The 17024-nt window shown below is 70.8% G+C and carries 11 protein-coding genes and 3 pseudogenes; 8 read left to right on the forward strand and 6 right to left on the reverse strand.

Features of this window, described 5'->3' with window-relative positions; all coding sequences use genetic code 11:
• Nucleotides 1-53 precede the first annotated feature (53 nt).
• Nucleotides 54-4694: a non-ribosomal peptide synthetase gene (locus OG802_RS34785; RefSeq protein WP_329416845.1), complete on the reverse strand. Its 4641-nt coding sequence runs from the start codon at nucleotides 4692-4694 to the stop codon at nucleotides 54-56.
• A gap of 67 nt (nucleotides 4695-4761) precedes the next feature.
• Entirely contained in the window at nucleotides 4762-6666 is a 1905-nt protein-coding gene (locus OG802_RS34790; protein ID WP_329416846.1) for a non-ribosomal peptide synthetase, read from the reverse strand.
• A 484-nt stretch (nucleotides 6667-7150) separates the two neighbouring features.
• On the opposite strand from OG802_RS34790, the gene OG802_RS34795 reads away from it, so the two are divergent.
• From OG802_RS34795 to OG802_RS34805, 3 genes are read left to right on the forward strand one after another with little or no spacing between them, the layout of a single operon-like run.
• Entirely contained in the window at nucleotides 7151-7615 is a 465-nt protein-coding gene (locus OG802_RS34795) for a MarR family winged helix-turn-helix transcriptional regulator (protein WP_329416847.1), read from the forward strand.
• A 46-nt stretch (nucleotides 7616-7661) separates the two neighbouring features.
• Nucleotides 7662-8507: an SDR family oxidoreductase gene (locus OG802_RS34800; protein ID WP_329416848.1), complete on the forward strand. Its 846-nt coding sequence runs from the start codon at nucleotides 7662-7664 to the stop codon at nucleotides 8505-8507.
• On the forward strand, nucleotides 8504-8755 hold the full coding sequence (locus OG802_RS34805) for a hypothetical protein (protein WP_443055425.1): 252 nt from the start codon (nucleotides 8504-8506) through the stop codon (nucleotides 8753-8755). The genes OG802_RS34800 and OG802_RS34805 overlap by 4 nt, the downstream gene beginning before the upstream one ends.
• 170 nt (nucleotides 8756-8925) lie before the next feature.
• Here the strand turns inward: OG802_RS34805 and OG802_RS34810 are convergent.
• Nucleotides 8926-9279, reverse strand: a pseudogene (locus OG802_RS34810) (hypothetical protein); the annotation flags it as partial.
• Between OG802_RS34810 and OG802_RS34815 the strand changes: the two are divergent.
• From OG802_RS34815 to OG802_RS34825, 3 genes and pseudogenes are all read left to right on the forward strand, one after another.
• Complete coding sequence (locus OG802_RS34815) at nucleotides 9175-10107, forward strand: transposase family protein (RefSeq protein ID WP_329405977.1); 933 nt, start codon at nucleotides 9175-9177, stop codon at nucleotides 10105-10107. The pseudogene OG802_RS34810 and the gene OG802_RS34815 sit on opposite strands and share 105 nt — an antisense overlap.
• A 111-nt stretch (nucleotides 10108-10218) precedes the next feature.
• Nucleotides 10219-10980: pseudogene (locus tag OG802_RS34820) on the forward strand (transposase).
• A gap of 117 nt (nucleotides 10981-11097) precedes the next feature.
• On the forward strand, nucleotides 11098-12030 hold the full coding sequence (locus tag OG802_RS34825; protein WP_329405977.1) for a transposase family protein: 933 nt from the start codon (nucleotides 11098-11100) through the stop codon (nucleotides 12028-12030).
• A 197-nt stretch (nucleotides 12031-12227) separates the two neighbouring features.
• On the opposite strand, the gene OG802_RS34830 is transcribed toward OG802_RS34825, so the two are convergent.
• Nucleotides 12228-13429, reverse strand: a protein-coding gene (locus tag OG802_RS34830) for an IS3 family transposase (protein ID WP_329416849.1) whose coding sequence is annotated in 2 segments (ribosomal slippage) — nucleotides 12228-13138 and nucleotides 13138-13429 — 1203 coding nt in all. Because the reading frame shifts where the segments join, the coding sequence is not laid out codon by codon here.
• A 60-nt stretch (nucleotides 13430-13489) separates the two neighbouring features.
• Between OG802_RS34830 and OG802_RS34835 the strand changes: the two are divergent.
• Both OG802_RS34835 and OG802_RS34840 read left to right on the forward strand, forming a co-directional pair.
• Nucleotides 13490-13675, forward strand: a pseudogene (locus OG802_RS34835) (transposase); the annotation flags it as partial.
• A gap of 126 nt (nucleotides 13676-13801) precedes the next feature.
• A complete protein-coding gene (locus OG802_RS34840) occupies nucleotides 13802-14734 on the forward strand; it encodes a transposase family protein (protein WP_329405977.1) in 933 nt (310 codons plus the stop codon).
• A 100-nt stretch (nucleotides 14735-14834) separates the two neighbouring features.
• Here the strand turns inward: OG802_RS34840 and OG802_RS34845 are convergent, their stop codons facing one another.
• Together OG802_RS34845 and pdxR are read right to left on the reverse strand one after the other, a co-directional pair.
• Complete coding sequence (locus OG802_RS34845; RefSeq protein ID WP_329416850.1) at nucleotides 14835-15248, reverse strand: hypothetical protein; 414 nt, start codon at nucleotides 15246-15248, stop codon at nucleotides 14835-14837.
• 131 nt (nucleotides 15249-15379) lie between these two features.
• Complete coding sequence (pdxR, locus tag OG802_RS34850; RefSeq protein WP_443055426.1) at nucleotides 15380-17008, reverse strand: MocR-like pyridoxine biosynthesis transcription factor PdxR; 1629 nt, start codon at nucleotides 17006-17008, stop codon at nucleotides 15380-15382.
• Between the last annotated feature and the right edge of the window lie 16 nt (nucleotides 17009-17024).

Consider the following 17024-nt stretch of genomic DNA (forward strand, 5'->3'; position numbering starts at 1 on the left):
GGGGAGTGACCGCCTGCGGATGTCTGGGTGGGGGGAGCCGCTGAACGGCCGGTCTACGCGCCCTGCCGCGCAAGGGCCCGGTCGTCCAGCTCACCGGCCGCTTCGAACCAGCGGATCATGCGGGCGAGGGACCGGCGGTCGATGTCGGGCCAGCGCAGCCCGAGACGGTCGAGGAGCCGGGTCGTCCGCTCGTTGCCGTAGGTGTTCTCGCCGAGTTCGAGCGCGCCCTCCCGGAACAGCGGGACGGCCGCGGCGAGGGCGTTGCCCCCGGGCCGGCGGGCCGACTCCTCCAGGCGCGTCAGCCACTCCTCGGCGGGCACCGTGTCCAGCGGGTGCCCGCAGTCGCGGACGGCGGCGTGCACGGGGGTGAAGTCGGAACCGCGCGGGTGGAACAGGTGGTAGGTGGCGCCGTCGGCGGACGGCTCGCGGGAGAGGGCGGCGACGGCCCGGCCGACGAAGTCCACCGGCAGCAGGTCGGTGGTGAGTTCCTCGGCGGGCGGGGCCGAGCCGAGTTCGATGAAGCTCTTGATCTGCCGCCACAGGAAGTCGTCGGCCTGGCAGGCGCCGGTGACGCTGTCGCCGGAGATCCGGCCGATGCGGTAGACGGTCACCGGCATCCCGCGCTCCCGCGCCAGGCGGGCGATGCCCTCGGCGACCCACTTGCTCTGCGTGTAGCCGATGCCGAGGCCCTCACACCTGTCGGGCACCGCTTCCTCGGTGATCGTCCCGCCCTCTCGGCCGGGGGCGAACACGGCGACGGTCGACATGTGGTGCACGTGCTTGAGCCGTCCCGTGGCGGCGAACTCCAGTACGGAGCGCAGGCCGTCGACGTTGGCCGGCTTCACCGAGGCGTACGGCAGCACGAAGTTGATGTGCGCTGCCGCGTGGTGGACCGCCTCGACCGATCCGGCCAGCTCGTCGTGGTCCGCGTCGGACAGGCCCATCCGGGGCCGGGCCAGGTCGCCGGGGACGGCGCGCACCCGTTCCCAGTCGATGCCACCGGTGATGCCGTACCGGTCGGCCGTGGCGTGCAGCCGGGCCAGGGCGGCGTCCGCGTCCTCGGCGCGCACCAGACAGGTGACGGTGTGCCCGGGGACGGTCGTCAGCTCCCGCAGCAGCCAGCAGCCGAGGAAGCCGGTCGCGCCGGTCAGCAGGAACCGGGTCGCGGCGTCCGGCGGGACCGGTGTCCGGTCGCCGGGGTGGACGGTGTCCGGCAGGGTCACGTCGGCGCGCAGGTCGGCCGTGGGCTCCGTGAAGGCGGTGGTGTCGCCCGCCCGCCGCTCGTCGATCCGCGCGGCCATCCCGGCGACCGTCGGGTTGTCGAACAGGGTCCGCAGCGGGATGTCGACCTCGAACGACGTCCGCAGCCGGTAGACGAGTTCGGTGGCGATGATGCTGTTGCCGCCGAGGGTGAAGAAGTCGCCGTCCCGTCCGGGGACACCACCGCCCAGGATGTCCGCCCAGACCTCGGCGATCGCGCGCTCGGTCCCGGTCCGCGGCGGTTGTGCCGCCTTGGCGCCCTGGTCGGCGCCCCGGTCGCGCACCTCTGCGGCCAGCCGCCCGGCCAGCCCGCCCCGGTCGATCTTCCCGCTGGGCGTGGTCGGCAGCCGGTCCAGCCGGACCAGGTGCGCGGGCACCAGGTACTCCGGCAGCCGCTCGGCCAGCGCGGCCCGCAGCCCTACGGTGTCCTCGGCGCCGTCGCCCGTGACGGCCGCCACCAGCCGCCGGTCGCCCGGCCCGAACTCGACCGCGACCACCGCCGAGTCGCGCACCCCGTCGAGGGCGTCGAGGGCGGCCTCGACCTCGCTGGGCTCCACGCGGTAGCCCCGAATCTTGATCTGGTCGTCGGCGCGGCCCAGGTACTCCAGGTCGCCGCGTGCGTTCCACCGGACGAGGTCGCCCGTACGGTAGATCACCTCGCCCTCGCCGCCGTACGGGTCGGGCAGGAAGCGCCGTGCCGTCTCCTCGGGCCGGCCCCGGTAGCCCGGCGACAGGTACGGGCCGCCGATGTACAGCTCGCCCGTGACGCCCGGCGGGAGGAGTTCGCGGTCCGGACCGAGGACGCGCAGCCGCATCCCGTCGACCGCCCGCCCGATCGGCGGGGCCTCGGGCCAGTCGGCGGGGTCGCCCGACAGCTCGTGCCAGGTGGCGAGGTGGGTCTCGGACGGGCCGTACATGTTGAGCAGCCGGGCGCGGGGGTGCCGGGCGAAGAACTCCCGGATCTGCGGGGAGACGACCAGCGCCTCGCCGACCGAGGTCACCTCGCGCAGCGCGTCGCAGCACAGGTCCTCCGCGACGGCGAGCGCCGCGAACCGCTGGAGCGCGATGTACGGCAGGTACAGGCGGGTGACGTCGTGCTCGGCGACGAACGCGGCCAGCCGGTGCAGGTCCTTGTGGAGTTCACCGGGGATCAGGGCGAGCGTCCCGCCGACGCAGAGCGTCCCCAGGATCTCCATGACGGAGACGTCGAAGGAGAGTGTCATGTACTGGAGGGTGGTGCCCGTCGCCCCGCAGGGACTGATCCGGTGCTGGGCGGCGACCAGGTTGCCGACGGTGCGGTCCCGGATGACGACGCCCTTGGGGGCGCCGGTCGACCCCGAGGTGTGGATGACGTAGATCTCGTCGTCGGGCGTCCGGGTCGGGCCGAGCGGCGCGGGGTCGGCGGCGGCGATCCGGTCCGCCTCCCGGTCGATCTCCAACAGCCGTGTGTCAGGCGGAAGTCGGTCGGCCGTGGCGCTGTCGGTGAGGACGAGGAGGGCCTCGGTGTCGTCCAGGACGTACGCCACCCGCTCCGGCGGGTGCGACGGGTCCAGCGGCACGTAGGACGCCCCTGACTTCACGACGGCGAGCAGTCCCGCGACCATCTCGACCGAGCGGGGCAGGGCGATCGCCACCCGGCGGCCCGCCGCCGCCCCCTCCTCGCGCAGGACCCGCGCGAGCCGTCCGGCCCGCTCGTCCAGTTCGCGGTACGTCCACCTGCGGGCGCCGTCCGTCACGGCCACGGCGTCCGGGGTCGCCGCCGCCTGCCGCTCGAACAGCTCGGCCACCGGCACCGGAGGCGCCGAGCGGTCCACACGGTCGTCGTGGGCCAGCACCTCCCGCTCCTCGTCGGCGGCAAGCAGACCGAGATCGCGGACCGGGGTGTCCGGCGCCGCCTCGGCGAACCGGGTCAGCAGCCGGCCCAGCCGTTCGCCCATGCTCCGCGCCGTCGCCTCGTCGAAGAGGTGCGCGTCGTACTCCAGGCTGCCGAGCAGCCCGTCCGCCTCCCGGGCGAACACCACCGACAGGTCGTACTTCGCGCCGTGCGCCATGTCACGCCGGATGGTCAATGGCGTTGCTCCGTAGGTGACTTGGGCGGAGCCGGGATCGGTCAGGACGAGCATCGTCTGCACGACCGGCGTGTGAGCGCCGGTGCGGTCGGGCCGCAGCCGCTCCACGACCTTGTCGAAGGGGGCCCACTTCAGCCGCAGCGCGCCGGCCACCTCCTCGCGCGCCCGCCCCAGCACCTCGCGCACGGTCATCGCGCCCGTCACGTCCTGGCGCAGCACGACCATGTTGACGAAGTAGCCGACGAGGTCCTTGGTCTGCGGGTCGTCCCGCAGGGAGACGGGCGAGCCGATCAGCACCCGCTCCTGGCGGCTCAGCTTGGCGAGAAACGTGCCGTACACCGCCAGGAGCGCCATGAACAGCGTGACGCCCTCGCGCTCCGCGAGCCGTTCCAGCTTCTCGGTCACCCCGGCCGGGACGCGTAACGGGACGGTGCCGCCCCGGTGTTCCTGTGCGGCGGGCCGGGGCCGGTCGGAGGGCAGGGCCAGCACGGGCAGGTCTCCGGCGAGCCGGTCGGCCCACTCGTCGAGCAGCCGGGTGGACCGCTCGGGCGTGAGGTGCCTGCGGTGCCACTCCGCGAAGTCGGCGTACTGAGGGCGTCCCGGCACGGCCTCCACCGGCAGGCCCCGCCCGGTGCGGTCGTAGGCGTCGAGGAGTTCGCGCAGGAAGATCCCGGCCGAGGCGGCATCGGAGGCGATGTGGTGGATGTTGCAGACGATCGCGCTCTCCGCACCCGGACCGAGCGCACACAACACCGAGAGCACGGGCCCGTGCTCCAGGTCGAGGCGGGTGTTGGCCACCCGCCGGGCGAGCGCGTCGAGTTCCTTGTCGTCACCGTAGTGCTCGACGCCGTAGTGGAAGGCCGTGTCGTCGTCGGAGACGATTTGGAGGAGCCGGGCGTCGCGCAACGCGTACGTGGTGCGCAGGACTTCCTGGCGCCGCAGCACCCCGGCGACGGCCCGGCGCAGCCGTTCCCCGTCGAGCCGGAACGGCAGCCGCGTCAGGAACGGGCCGTTGTAGGCCTGCGGGGTCGGCAGGTACTGGTCGATGAGCCAGATGCCGCTCTGGCCGAACGAGGCCTGCGTCGTGGCGCCGTCGCGTGGCGCGGACCCGGCCGTCAGCTCCTGTCCGCCGGAGCCGGAGCGGCCCCGCGCGAGCCGCTCGGCCACGGCCGCCGCGCTCTGCGCGCCCAGCCGTTCCCCGACCGGCGGGTCGACGGCGAACACCGCCCGCAGCACCGCGCCCAGCTGCTCCAGCAGCGCGGGGTCGTCGCAGTGGTCGGAGAAGGCCTCGTCGGGCCTGAGACCGGGGGAACCGAGGGTTCTCCTGGCCAGGTCCAGAACAGCCGATGTCAAAGGGTTGTTCACGGTCCGCCCCCTCCGGAGACGTCGGGCGACCGGCGCGGCGCGCGTGCCGGGCGCTGTCGGGTCTCCGTCAGCCGTGCGACGACGAGGTGGTGGCCGCCTGGTCGCGGGACTCCTCGATGAAGCGCGCCAGCTGCTCGACCGTGCCGTGCCGGAAGACCGACTCGGTGGTGATCTCGAGCCCGAATATCTTCTGGAGACGGGAGGCCAGCTGCACGAAGTGGAGGGAATTACCGCCGTGTCCCAGGAAAGAGTCGGTGGTCGAGAAGTCGTCCATTCCGGAGATCTCGATCCAGGACTGGAGGACGACAGCTTCGAGGGGGTTCTGCATGGTCTTCTCGCCTTTCTCGGATTTCTCGTTCCTGTTGTTCCGGATTTTCTGGTTCTTCCGGGATTCCACGGTGAGCGCGGTGCGGTCGATCTTCCCGTTCACGTTCGTCGGCATTTTCTCCAGGTGCCGGAACACGGAGGGGACCATGTGCGAGGGCAGGTCCGCGGAGAGCCGCCGGACCAGGTCCGCGGGGTCGGCCGGGCAGCCGTCGCCGGTGGTGTAGAAGGCGACGAGTCGCTTCTCGTGGGTGTCCTCGTCCTCGAAGGCCTTGACGGCGGCGTCCGCGACCCCGTCGAGGGCGCGCACGGCCAGCGTCACGGCGCTGGTCTCCACCCGGAACCCGCGGATCTTCACCATGCTGTCGGAGCGCCCCACCAGCACGATGTCGCCGTTGTTGTTCCGCCGCGCGAGGTCGCCGGTGCGGTAGAGCAGTCCGTCGCCGTCCGGGTCCCGGGTGAACTTCTCGGCGGTCAGCTCCGGCTGGTCGGCGTAGCCGAGGGCGACGCCGGTGCCGCCCACGCAGAGTTCGCCCACCTCGCCGGCGTCGCAGGGGCGCATCGACGGGTCGTAGACCTCCAGGGTGACCGTCGGCAGCGGGCGGCCGATCGGGACGACGCCCGCCCCGTCCACGTCGTCGGGCGAGGTCAGCGGGTGCAGAGCGGTGATGGAGGAGTTCTCCGTGCACCCGTAGCCGTTGTAGACGACCGCGTCGGTGCGGGCGAGGGCGCGGCGCAAGTGGTCAGGGGAAGGGAAGTCGCCGCTGAGCAGCACGATCCGCACCGAGCGCAGGCACTCCGGCTCCTGGTCGACCAGGGCGTTGAACAGGCCGCAGGGGAGGCTGAGCACGGTCGCGCCGCGCTCCTCGACGGCCTCGCGCAGCACCGGCAGCGAGGGGAGTCCCGGGGGCATCGGCAGCAGGGTGGCGCCGTGCAGGAACGCGAGCCAGATCTCGATGGTCGAGGCGGCGAACGAGAACGCGGCCGACTGGGTCAGGCCGTCCGGGGGGCCGATGTCGAGGGGGCCGCTGTGGGGGCCGAGCCGGGCCAGTCCGCGGTGCGCGATCCGTACGCCCTTGGGCCGGCCGGTGGAGCCGGAGGTGTACATGAGGAACGCGGTGTCCTCCGGGCCGGTGCCGGGATCGGGGTCGCCGTCGGGGAGTCCCTCGCTGCCTCGGACCAGGTCGTCCCGGGAGAGCGCGCCCGCGCGGGCCTCGGGGGGCAGGTCGTCGGGGTCGTCGCAGATCACCGGCGACGGGCGGGCCTCGCGGAGGATGCGGGCGAGGTACTGCGTGGGATGGGCGGGGTCGAGCGGGACCACGCAGCCTCCGGCCTTGAGGACCGCGAGGCAGACCGCGTAGAGGTCGGGAGAGCGGTGCATGTGCACTCCGACGCGGTCGCCTCTGCCGACGCCGCGACCCTGGAGGTGCCGGGCCATGCGGTTGGCCCGCCGGTTGAGCCGGTCGTACGTGAAGCGTTCCGCGCCGTCCGCGAGGGCGACGGCCCCGCCGTGCAGGCGGACCGTCCGTGCGAAGAGGGTCGTCAGGACGAGAGGGGAGTCCTGGGTCGGTGGACTTCCCGCCCGTAATGCGGCTTCCAGCTTTTCCGTCGACTCTTCCGTCGATAATGACGGGGAATTGCTTTCCATGATCGCTGATCTCCTCGGGGGTTCGTCCGGAGGAAGGGCTCCCGGGGCTCCCCTGCGCGTACCGCGCATGTCGTGGAGAACCTGAGTTGGGCTCGTGCATGGTCAGCGGTTAAAGGTGAAAATATGGTTTCCGTCTGGAAATCGATGCTAATCACGGTTTCGCATCGATGTCAAACGTGTGTGCTGATCCGCAGGTTGTGCGGGTATCCCCGTGCGTTACGCGCACACACCGGCCGATGGAATGGGGCATGAGGCTCTGCCCCGCCTCCGTGTCGGTCCGGCATGTCCGGCGCGCCGCCCGTTCGGTGCGGTCGACCGGTACGCGTTCGCGACCGGCCCTCGCACTCCCGTACCCCGGCTTCGCGGGCTCACGCCCCCGATGGTGTCCTCAGGGAAATCATTTTTCGGCCGACGGCGGCCCCGGCGCGACACTCCTTGATAAAGTGGAACCCCCCCACCGGTCACCCCCGTACCGGAAGCACTCATGACTCCACGAGACGGCTCGACCCCCACCCATTATGCGGAACCGACGGTTCTACAGGCAGCCCTGACCCACCTTCAGTGCCTGCTGGTCGCCCGCCGTTCCCGCGTCAACCCCGAGGGCGTCAACTGGCACCAGTACGACGTCCTCGAACTCCTGCGGGCGCGCGGCTCCATGCGGCCCTCCGAGCTGAGCGACGTGCTGGAGGTCTCCCGGCAGACCACGTCGAAGGCCCTGCGCGTCCTCAAGGACCTGAACCTGGTGGCGCAGGTGCCCGCCGGAGAGGACCGCCGCGAACTGAGCACCTCCCTCACCCCCGAGGGTCATCTGTTCCTCGCCCGGATCGCCCGCGGCCACCACGACGTCGGACGGCTCGCCGCCTCGGTCCTGACCGAGGGCGAGAGCGCCCTGTTCGCGGAACTCTGCGAGAAGGTCGCCGCGGCCATGGAGTCCGACCAGGTGCGGTGAGACCGCCGCCGGGTGTCCTGCCGGCGGCCGCCTCGTTTCGCCGGGCATGAACGATCACACCCCCCACGTCTGTCCGCCCCCCGTGCTCGTCCTCGGCGCCCGCGGCACCACCGGCCGCCGCGTCGCCGCCCGCCTGCGCGACGCCCACCATCCGGTCCGGGCCGCCTCCCGCGGCTCCGCCGTCCCCTTCGACTGGCACGACGACACCACCTGGGAGCCGGCGCTCACCGGCGTCGAACGCGTCTACCTCATGCTGCCGCACGCATTGCCGCTGGCACCGGACTTCGTCCACCGCGCGCTCGCGACGGGCGTACGCCGACTGGTCCTGCTGTCCAGCCGCGCCATCGAGGAGATGGGTGACGGGCGGCTGATGGCCGCCGAGCGCCTGGTCCGCGACTCCGGGGCGGACTGGACGATCGTCCGGGCCGATTGGTTCGACCAGAACTTCGACGAAGGCATCTTCCGCAAGGCCGTCCTCGACGGCACGCTCGCCCTGCCGCTCGGGGAGTGCCGCCAGACGTTCGTCGACGCGGACGACATCGCCGCCGTCGTCGTCGCCGCCCTCACCGAGGACGGCCACTGCGGCCGCACCTACGAGGTGACCGGCCCCGAGGCGCTCTCCTTCACCGACGCGCTGACACTGATCGGGCGCGCCGCCGGCCTCTCAGTCGACTTCCACGGTGACAAGGACACCTACCGCGCCACCGGACTCGCCGAGGGCCGCCCCGCCGAGGACGTCGAGCGCGAGATCAGCGCCTTCACCGCCCTGACCGCCCTCGGCGACGCCCACCCCACGGACACCGTCCACCGCCTCACCGGCCGTCCCCCGAAACGCTTCGCCACCTACGCCGAGGAGACCGCGGCGACGGGGGCGTGGTCGGGCAAGGGATGAGGCGCAAGGGTGCGGGTCACCGGCACCGCTCGGATGGCCCCGCCGCCACCATCGTCGATATCGGCGGTCCCGACGCGGACGGGCTCGCCAGATACCTGCTCAGCCTGGCTACCCCGCTGCGGGTTCTGTCGCCGGACGAAGTGCGGGAGGCACTGCTGCGCCGTGCCCGGGACTTGTTCGCGGACAACGGGAGCGGCCGCCCCTGGCTGCTGGCGAGCGGCGACACCGGCAAGGAGACTTCGTCGTGATTGACACTTTTCAAGCAGTTGGGCTTCCAGGTCCGCGATGCGTCTCTCGGCGAACCGCAGGATGGAACGGACGCCTTCGAGCCGCTCCTGGCTGTGGCTGGGATTGCGGCCCTTGTCTCAACCTCGCGCAGGGCCGAGGCCAGGAGAGTGTCGTCGTCTGCTTCGACGTGTCCGCCCGGGGTGAGCAGCAGTCCTCCGCTCGCTTTGTGCCGGATGTGCAGGACTCGCCGACGCCGGTCGATCACTACGGCGCTGCACGTGATGTGGGCAGGAGGGGTAGTGCGGGTCGGCTCGTCACCGCGTCCAGAGCCGTCAGCAGGCTGGCCAGGGCGTCTCGTTCGCAGGGGGGTCTGCCTTACGAGCTCGTGCATGGTTGGCGGTGAGACGTCGAGCTCTTGATCGTTGATCATGGTTGTGTGGTGGGGAACTCGACTCGTGCACTGGTCATCAGCAACCGGAGGATCACGGGCCTGACGGCCGATGTGATCGCTGAACTCGTCGCCGAAGTCGGCCCGTTGTGGCATCAACGCCACCAGACCAGGCTTGCCTCCCGGCAGCGGAAGCGGGCCATGGGCGCCGGCGCGAAGCACCGGCTGGTGTTCGTCGACCGACTGCTGGCCACTCTCGTCCATCTCCGTCACGGAACCACCCACGACGTGCTGGCCTGCTGGTTTGGCGTGGACCGCTCGACCATCACCCGGGCCATCAACGAGGTGCGGCCCCTGCTCGCCGAGCGAGGGTGCACCATCAGCCCCGACGTACGGCTGCGGACTCTGGCCGAAGTCGTCGACCATCTCGGCGCGACCGGAAAGACCGGCATCATCGACGGCACCGAGATCCGGGTCCGGCGGCCGGCCCAAGGGCGAAAGGACCGGGACAAGTTCATCTCCGGGAAGAACAAGCAGAACGCCGTCAAGTCCATGGTGGTCACGGACGGCGAAGGACGCGTGCTGTGGTGCAGCCCGACCAAGCCCGGGAGTTGCGCGGACATCACCCATGCGCGCCAGTTGGGGCTGGTGGGGCTCCTGGCCGGTGGGCCTGCGGTCAAGATCCTCGCCGATGCCGGCTACCAGGGGCTCGGCGCGCAGACCGGCGGACGTGTAGTGACACCACCGCACCGCAAGTTCAAGAAGAACGCCCCGGACTGGTACGAGGAGATGTACGAGCGCCAGCGCAAGGCGCATTCCTCACGCCGTATCCGGGTCGAGCACGGCATTGCACACCTGAAGAACTGGCGGGCACTGGCCCGCCACCTCGGGCGCCGCGAGCACATGAGCGACACGGTCCGAGCCATCGCCGGCCTGCTGTCCCACCAGCAAATAGCGGACCTGACATCGGCCCAGCAGATGTGAACCCCGGGCCCCCACCGAAGTCCTCGACGTCTCACCGCCAACCATGCACGAGCTCGTAAGACTTGTCCCGTAACTGCTGGTCACCGGTGAGATGATCTTGGTGTGGCTGGTGTGATCACGGCGTCGGAGCCGTCCTGGATATCCCCGTTCACGGGGCTGAGCCCGCGTCAGTTCGGCAAGGTTCTCACCGCGTTGCTACGCGAGGGCGCGGACCCGGTCCGCAAGGGCCGGCCCTGGAGCCTGCCGCTGGAGGACCGTGTCCTGCTGGTCGCCGCGTACTGGCGAACCAACCTGACACTGCGCCAACTCGCGCCGCTGTTCGGGGTGTCGAAGTCTGCGGCGGACCGCATCGTCAACCACCTCGGGCCGGCGCTGGCACTGCAGCAACGCAAGCGGTTCCGGAAGGACACGGTGTTGATCGTGGACGGAACCCTGGTGCCCACCCGGGACCACAGCATCGCCGAGCAGTCGAAGAACTACCGGTATTCGACCAATCACCAGGTCGTCATCGACGCTGATACCCGGCTCGTGGTCGCCGTCGGACGGCCGCTGCCCGGCAACCGCAACGACTGCAAGCGTGGGAACTGTCTGGCGTCAAGGACGCCGTCGGCAAGACCACCGTGATCGCGGACGGGCGGCTACCGGGGCACCGGTCTTGTCATCCCGCACCGCCGCGAGCGGGGCCAGACCGAACTCCCAGCCTGGAAAGAAGAACACAACACCTCCCACCGCAGGGTCCGCGCACGCGTCGAGCACCCCTTCGCCCGCATGAAGACCTGGAAGATCCTCCGCGACTGTCGCCTGAAAGGCGACGGCGTCCACCACGCCATGCTCGGTATCGCCCGACTGCACAACCTCACTCTGGCCGGATGACGGAGAAACGAGCAGGTCACCCACCACGTCAGAGATCATTTACGGGACAAGCCTTACGAGCTCGTGCATGGTTGGCGGTGAGACGTCGAGCTCTTGATCGTTGATCATGGTTGTGTGGTGGGGAACTCGACTCGTGCACTGGTCATCAGCAACCGGAGGATCACGGGCCTGACGGCCGATGTGATCGCTGAACTCGTCGCCGAAGTCGGCCCGTTGTGGCATCAACGCCACCAGACCAGGCTTGCCTCCCGGCAGCGGAAGCGGGCCATGGGCGCCGGCGCGAAGCACCGGCTGGTGTTCGTCGACCGACTGCTGGCCACTCTCGTCCATCTCCGTCACGGAACCACCCACGACGTGCTGGCCTGCTGGTTTGGCGTGGACCGCTCGACCATCACCCGGGCCATCAACGAGGTGCGGCCCCTGCTCGCCGAGCGAGGGTGCACCATCAGCCCCGACGTACGGCTGCGGACTCTGGCCGAAGTCGTCGACCATCTCGGCGCGACCGGAAAGACCGGCATCATCGACGGCACCGAGATCCGGGTCCGGCGGCCGGCCCAAGGGCGAAAGGACCGGGACAAGTTCATCTCCGGGAAGAACAAGCAGAACGCCGTCAAGTCCATGGTGGTCACGGACGGCGAAGGACGCGTGCTGTGGTGCAGCCCGACCAAGCCCGGGAGTTGCGCGGACATCACCCATGCGCGCCAGTTGGGGCTGGTGGGGCTCCTGGCCGGTGGGCCTGCGGTCAAGATCCTCGCCGATGCCGGCTACCAGGGGCTCGGCGCGCAGACCGGCGGACGTGTAGTGACACCACCGCACCGCAAGTTCAAGAAGAACGCCCCGGACTGGTACGAGGAGATGTACGAGCGCCAGCGCAAGGCGCATTCCTCACGCCGTATCCGGGTCGAGCACGGCATTGCACACCTGAAGAACTGGCGGGCACTGGCCCGCCACCTCGGGCGCCGCGAGCACATGAGCGACACGGTCCGAGCCATCGCCGGCCTGCTGTCCCACCAGCAAATAGCGGACCTGACATCGGCCCAGCAGATGTGAACCCCGGGCCCCCACCGAAGTCCTCGACGTCTCACCGCCAACCATGCACGAGCTCGTAAGGGCTGTCCCGCAAAGATCTTGACTCCGAGTACCGAGCAGCCTGAAGAGCCGGTGAGGTGCTCAGCCGGTGGTTCGTGAGGTGTCCAGGGACCGGGCGAAGTCGGCGAGGGGCCTTGACCCGGAATCTTGGACACGGGCTATGCGGCTTGGGCCAGGGTAGTTGATGTTGTGTCGAGTGCTGTCTCGTAGGCGATGGGACTGCGTTGTCCGAGGCGGGAATGACGGCGTCGGGTGTTGTAGCGGTTGAGCCAGCGGAACGCGTCGAGACGGGCCTCGCGTTCGCTGGACCAGTGCTTTCGGCCCTGAAGCGTCTCGCGTTTGAACGTCGCGTTGAAGGACTCGGCGAGCGCGTTGTCCGCCGAGCTGCCGATCGCGCTCATGGACTGGCGGACGCCGGCCTGGCGGCAGGCGTCGGCGAAGGCCCGGTTGGTGTACTGGGCTCCGTGGTCGGTGTGCAGGACCGCCCCGGCAAGGCTGCCGCGGGTCCGTTCGGCGGCGGCCAGGGCGCCGGTGACGAGGTCGGTGCGCATGTGGTCCGCGATCGACCAGCCTGCCAGGCGGCGTGAGGCGAGGTCGATGACGGTGGCCAAATACAGGAACTTCCCGCCGTCCAGCGGGAGATAGGTGATGTCGCCGACGTACTTCGTGTTCGGCTCGCTTGCCGTGAAGTCGCGGCCGATGAGGTCCGGGGCCTTCGCCGCGGCCGGGTCCGCAACAGTGGTGCGGTGTCTGCGGCGCAAGCGCATGCCCGCCAGACCGGCACCCCGCATCACCCGCGCGATCCGCTTGTGGTTGACGCGCTCGCCCGCCTCGCGGAGCTCGGCCGTGATTCTGGGGACGCCATAGGTGCCGTCCGAATCGCGGTGCACGGCCCGTATCCGGGCGGCGAGGCGGGCGTCGGCCGCCTGCCGGGCGGCCCGGTCCGCGGCCGTCGCCCGCCAGTAGTAGAAGCTGGAGCGGGCGATGCCCAGGATGGTGCACAGCCGCTTCACGCCGTAACGGCGCTGATGGTCAGCGACGAACTGGAAGCGGTTCACCAGCGCGTCTCCCCGGCGAAATACTTCGCCGCCTTCCGCAGGATCTCGCGCTCTTCCTCCAGCTCACGGACCTTCTTCCGCAGAGCGGCGTTCTCCGCCTCCAACAGCGTCGGCGGCTCGGTCGGCACCTCCGCCCGGCGCCCCCGGGGCCGGCTCGCACCGGCTGCCCGGACCCAGTTGCGCAGGGTCTCGGGATTGATCCCCAGATCGGCGGCGACCTGCCTGATCGTCGCCTCGGGCCGCGACTGGTACAGCGCGACCGCGTCCGCCTTGAACTGCGGCGGATAGTTCTTCATGACCACGAGATGTCCGTTCTCAGATCCTCAGGATCCAGTGTCTCGTGTGTCCAGAATCAAGGGGCAAGGCCCCTCCCGGACTGGAAAGAGGAACACAACAAGTCCCACAAGCAGGTCCGGGCCCGCGTCGAGCACGTCTTCGCCCGCATGAAGACCTGGAAGATCCTCCGCGACTGCCGCCTCAAAGGCGACGGCATCCACCACGCCATGCTCGGCATCGCCCGGATGCACAACCTCGCCGTCGCCGGATAGGTAAGCGTGCCGCACGCGGCCCGCTTGCCCGAGGCGACTTCAAGATCATTGCGGGACAGCCCTTACGAGCTCGTGCATGGTTGGCGGTGAGACGTCGAGCTCTTGATCGTTGATCATGGTTGTGTGGTGGGGAACTCGACTCGTGCACTGGTCATCAGCAACCGGAGGATCACGGGCCTGACGGCCGATGTGATCGCTGAACTCGTCGCCGAAGTCGGCCCGTTGTGGCATCAACGCCACCAGACCAGGCTTGCCTCCCGGCAGCGGAAGCGGGCCATGGGCGCCGGCGCGAAGCACCGGCTGGTGTTCGTCGACCGACTGCTGGCCACTCTCGTCCATCTCCGTCACGGAACCACCCACGACGTGCTGGCCTGCTGGTTTGGCGTGGACCGCTCGACCATCACCCGGGCCATCAACGAGGTGCGGCCCCTGCTCGCCGAGCGAGGGTGCACCATCAGCCCCGACGTACGGCTGCGGACTCTGGCCGAAGTCGTCGACCATCTCGGCGCGACCGGAAAGACCGGCATCATCGACGGCACCGAGATCCGGGTCCGGCGGCCGGCCCAAGGGCGAAAGGACCGGGACAAGTTCATCTCCGGGAAGAACAAGCAGAACGCCGTCAAGTCCATGGTGGTCACGGACGGCGAAGGACGCGTGCTGTGGTGCAGCCCGACCAAGCCCGGGAGTTGCGCGGACATCACCCATGCGCGCCAGTTGGGGCTGGTGGGGCTCCTGGCCGGTGGGCCTGCGGTCAAGATCCTCGCCGATGCCGGCTACCAGGGGCTCGGCGCGCAGACCGGCGGACGTGTAGTGACACCACCGCACCGCAAGTTCAAGAAGAACGCCCCGGACTGGTACGAGGAGATGTACGAGCGCCAGCGCAAGGCGCATTCCTCACGCCGTATCCGGGTCGAGCACGGCATTGCACACCTGAAGAACTGGCGGGCACTGGCCCGCCACCTCGGGCGCCGCGAGCACATGAGCGACACGGTCCGAGCCATCGCCGGCCTGCTGTCCCACCAGCAAATAGCGGACCTGACATCGGCCCAGCAGATGTGAACCCCGGGCCCCCACCGAAGTCCTCGACGTCTCACCGCCAACCATGCACGAGCTCGTTAGGGTGAGTTCTCCGGTTGCGGGTGGGCTGACTTCACCGCGTTCAGGTTGCGACGGCGTCTCGTAGCTCGCGTACGGCGCCTTCGCGTTGATGTTGGGCGGGGGTCGAGCGGTACAGGTCCAGGGCGCGGCGGTGGACGAGTCCGGCGCGGTAGGCGTCGGGGAGGCCGTCCCCGGACGGCGACGAGCGGCGGCAGGCCTCGTCGGTACGGCCGTCGTGGTGGACGCATGCGGCCGCGTCGACGGTCAGCCGGGAGCGGGTCATGGTGGAGGTCGGCGCGGACAGCTCCCTTGCCCGGTTCTCGCGTGCCCGGCGGGTGTCTCCGAGTGAGGTGAGCGCATGGGACAGGTGGACGTGGTGCTTTTGCTCGCCGTGGGTCAGCCAGGTGTCGGCCCGCGCGCCGGCGTCGAGCCGTTCCATGTACGCGTCGGCAGGTGCGAGTGCCTCGTGGGCCACCCGGTCGCTGCAGCTCCTGCTGTGCCGGATCGACGACTCGAGGGAACCGCCCCGGCCCGAGTCGCTCGTCCCGGTCGACCTGGTGATCCGCGCGAGCGGCGGCGCGGCACCCGGCCGTTGAACCCGGCCCTTCACGTGGGCACCGCGACTCCCTCGTTCAGGGCCTCGCCGATGAGGGCGATGCCCTCGTCGATCTCGTGGGCGGCGCCCGCCGCGTAACCGAGGACCAGACCGGGTGCTCCGGGGCAGATCCGGTGCCAGGACAGCGGGTGCGCCTTGACGCCCCGGGCGAGCGCGGCCGCGGCGAGGTCGGTGTCGCGGATGCCGGTCCCCGTCTCGCCGAAGGTGACCATGAGGTGCAAGCCTGCGGCGGCCCCGTGTACGCGGGCGCCGGGCAGATGTGTCTCGACGGCCCGCAGCATGGCGTCCCGGCGTCTGCGGTGGCGCAGCCGGACATGGCGCAGATGCCGTTCCAACTCCCCGGAGTCCATCAGCCGTGCGAGGACCAGCTGGGTGAGGATGCCGTTGCCGAGGTCGGCGTAGCGCTTGGCCGTCACGACGGCGTCCAGCCGGTCCGGCGGGACGAGCAGCCAGCCCACCCGGAGCGCGGGCGCGAGCAGTTTGGAGACACTGCCCGCGTAGCAGACGCCGTCCGACATCAGCGAGCGCAGGGCCGGCACCGGCGGCCGGTCGTAGCGGTGCTCGGCGTCGTAGTCGTCCTCGATCACCACCCCGCCCTCGGCCGCCCAGTTCAGCAGCTCGCGCCGGCGTTCCCCGTCGAGGACGACGCCGGTGGGGAACTGGTGGGCCGGGGTCGACAGCACCGCCTTGGCACCGCTGGCGCGCAGCGCGCCGACGTCGAGGCCGCCCGCGTCCACAGGGACGGGGACGACGGTGTGGCCGCCGTACTCCAACTGCTGGCGGGCGCCCAGGGATCCGGGGTCCTCGACGGCGACACGGCGGATGCCGTCGGCCCGCAGGAGCTGCCCGAGCAGGACGAAGGCCTGTGCCACACCGGCGACGATCATGACCTCCTCCGGGTCGGCGCGGATGCCGCGGTTGCGTGCCAGCCAGCCGACGACGGCCCGCCGCAGGGCGGGGGCGCCCTGGGGATCGCCGTAACCGAAGTCGGCCGGGGTGACGTCCGCGAGGACGGCTCGCTCGGCGCGCAGCCAGGCGGTGCGGGGGAAGGCGGCGAGGTCGGGCAGGCCCGGGGAGAGGTCGATGCGGCACGGGAGGGCGCGCAGGGCGTCGACGACTCCCTCGCGGACCGCCGATCCGAAGAGCGGGTGACCGGGTTCGGACGCGGCTCGGGTGGGGGCGCCGGGTGCACGGCCGGGAAGGCCGTAGCGGCGCTCGGCCGGTGCCGAGCCGGAGAGGTTGTGGGGGTCGCCGGGGTGTGCGGGACCGTTCGCGGTGTGGATGCGGCCCCGGGGCTCGGCGGGTGCCGCCACGACGACCGTGCCGAGCCGGCCGCGGCCGGCGATCTGGCCCGACTCGGCGAGCCGTCGGTAGGCCTCGGTGACCACGCCTCTGGTGACGCGCAGCTCGTCGGCGAGGACGCGGCTGGCGGGCAGCCGGGTGCCGACGGGCAGCCTGCCGTCGGCGATGGCGGACCGCAGGCTGTCGGCGAGCCAGGCGGTACGGCCGCCGGGCGGCGCCTGACCGATGTCCAGTTGGAGGAAGTCCGAGCCGATGCCCGGCTGCGGCTCTTTGGACCCCTCGGACGGCGGGGTTGTGGACCTGCCCATGACGTCCATTGTGCGGGCAGGGTGG

The sequence above is a fragment of the Streptomyces sp. NBC_00704 genome (genome assembly GCF_036226605.1).
In the GTDB taxonomy this organism is placed as follows: domain Bacteria; phylum Actinomycetota; class Actinomycetes; order Streptomycetales; family Streptomycetaceae; genus Streptomyces.

What these genes read in the sequence shown, in the direction of transcription:
- OG802_RS34790 (WP_329416846.1), bottom strand. Translation starts at nt 6,666, where the DNA reads ATGGAAAGCAATTCCCCGTCATTATCGACGGAAGAGTCGACGGAAAAG.
- OG802_RS34795 (WP_329416847.1), top strand. Translation starts at nt 7,151, where the DNA reads ATGACTCCACGAGACGGCTCGACCCCCACCCATTATGCGGAACCGACG.
- OG802_RS34800 (WP_329416848.1), top strand. Translation starts at nt 7,662, where the DNA reads ATGAACGATCACACCCCCCACGTCTGTCCGCCCCCCGTGCTCGTCCTC.
- OG802_RS34805 (WP_443055425.1), top strand. Translation starts at nt 8,504, where the DNA reads ATGAGGCGCAAGGGTGCGGGTCACCGGCACCGCTCGGATGGCCCCGCC.
- pdxR (WP_443055426.1), bottom strand. Translation starts at nt 17,008, where the DNA reads ATGGACGTCATGGGCAGGTCCACAACCCCGCCGTCCGAGGGGTCCAAA.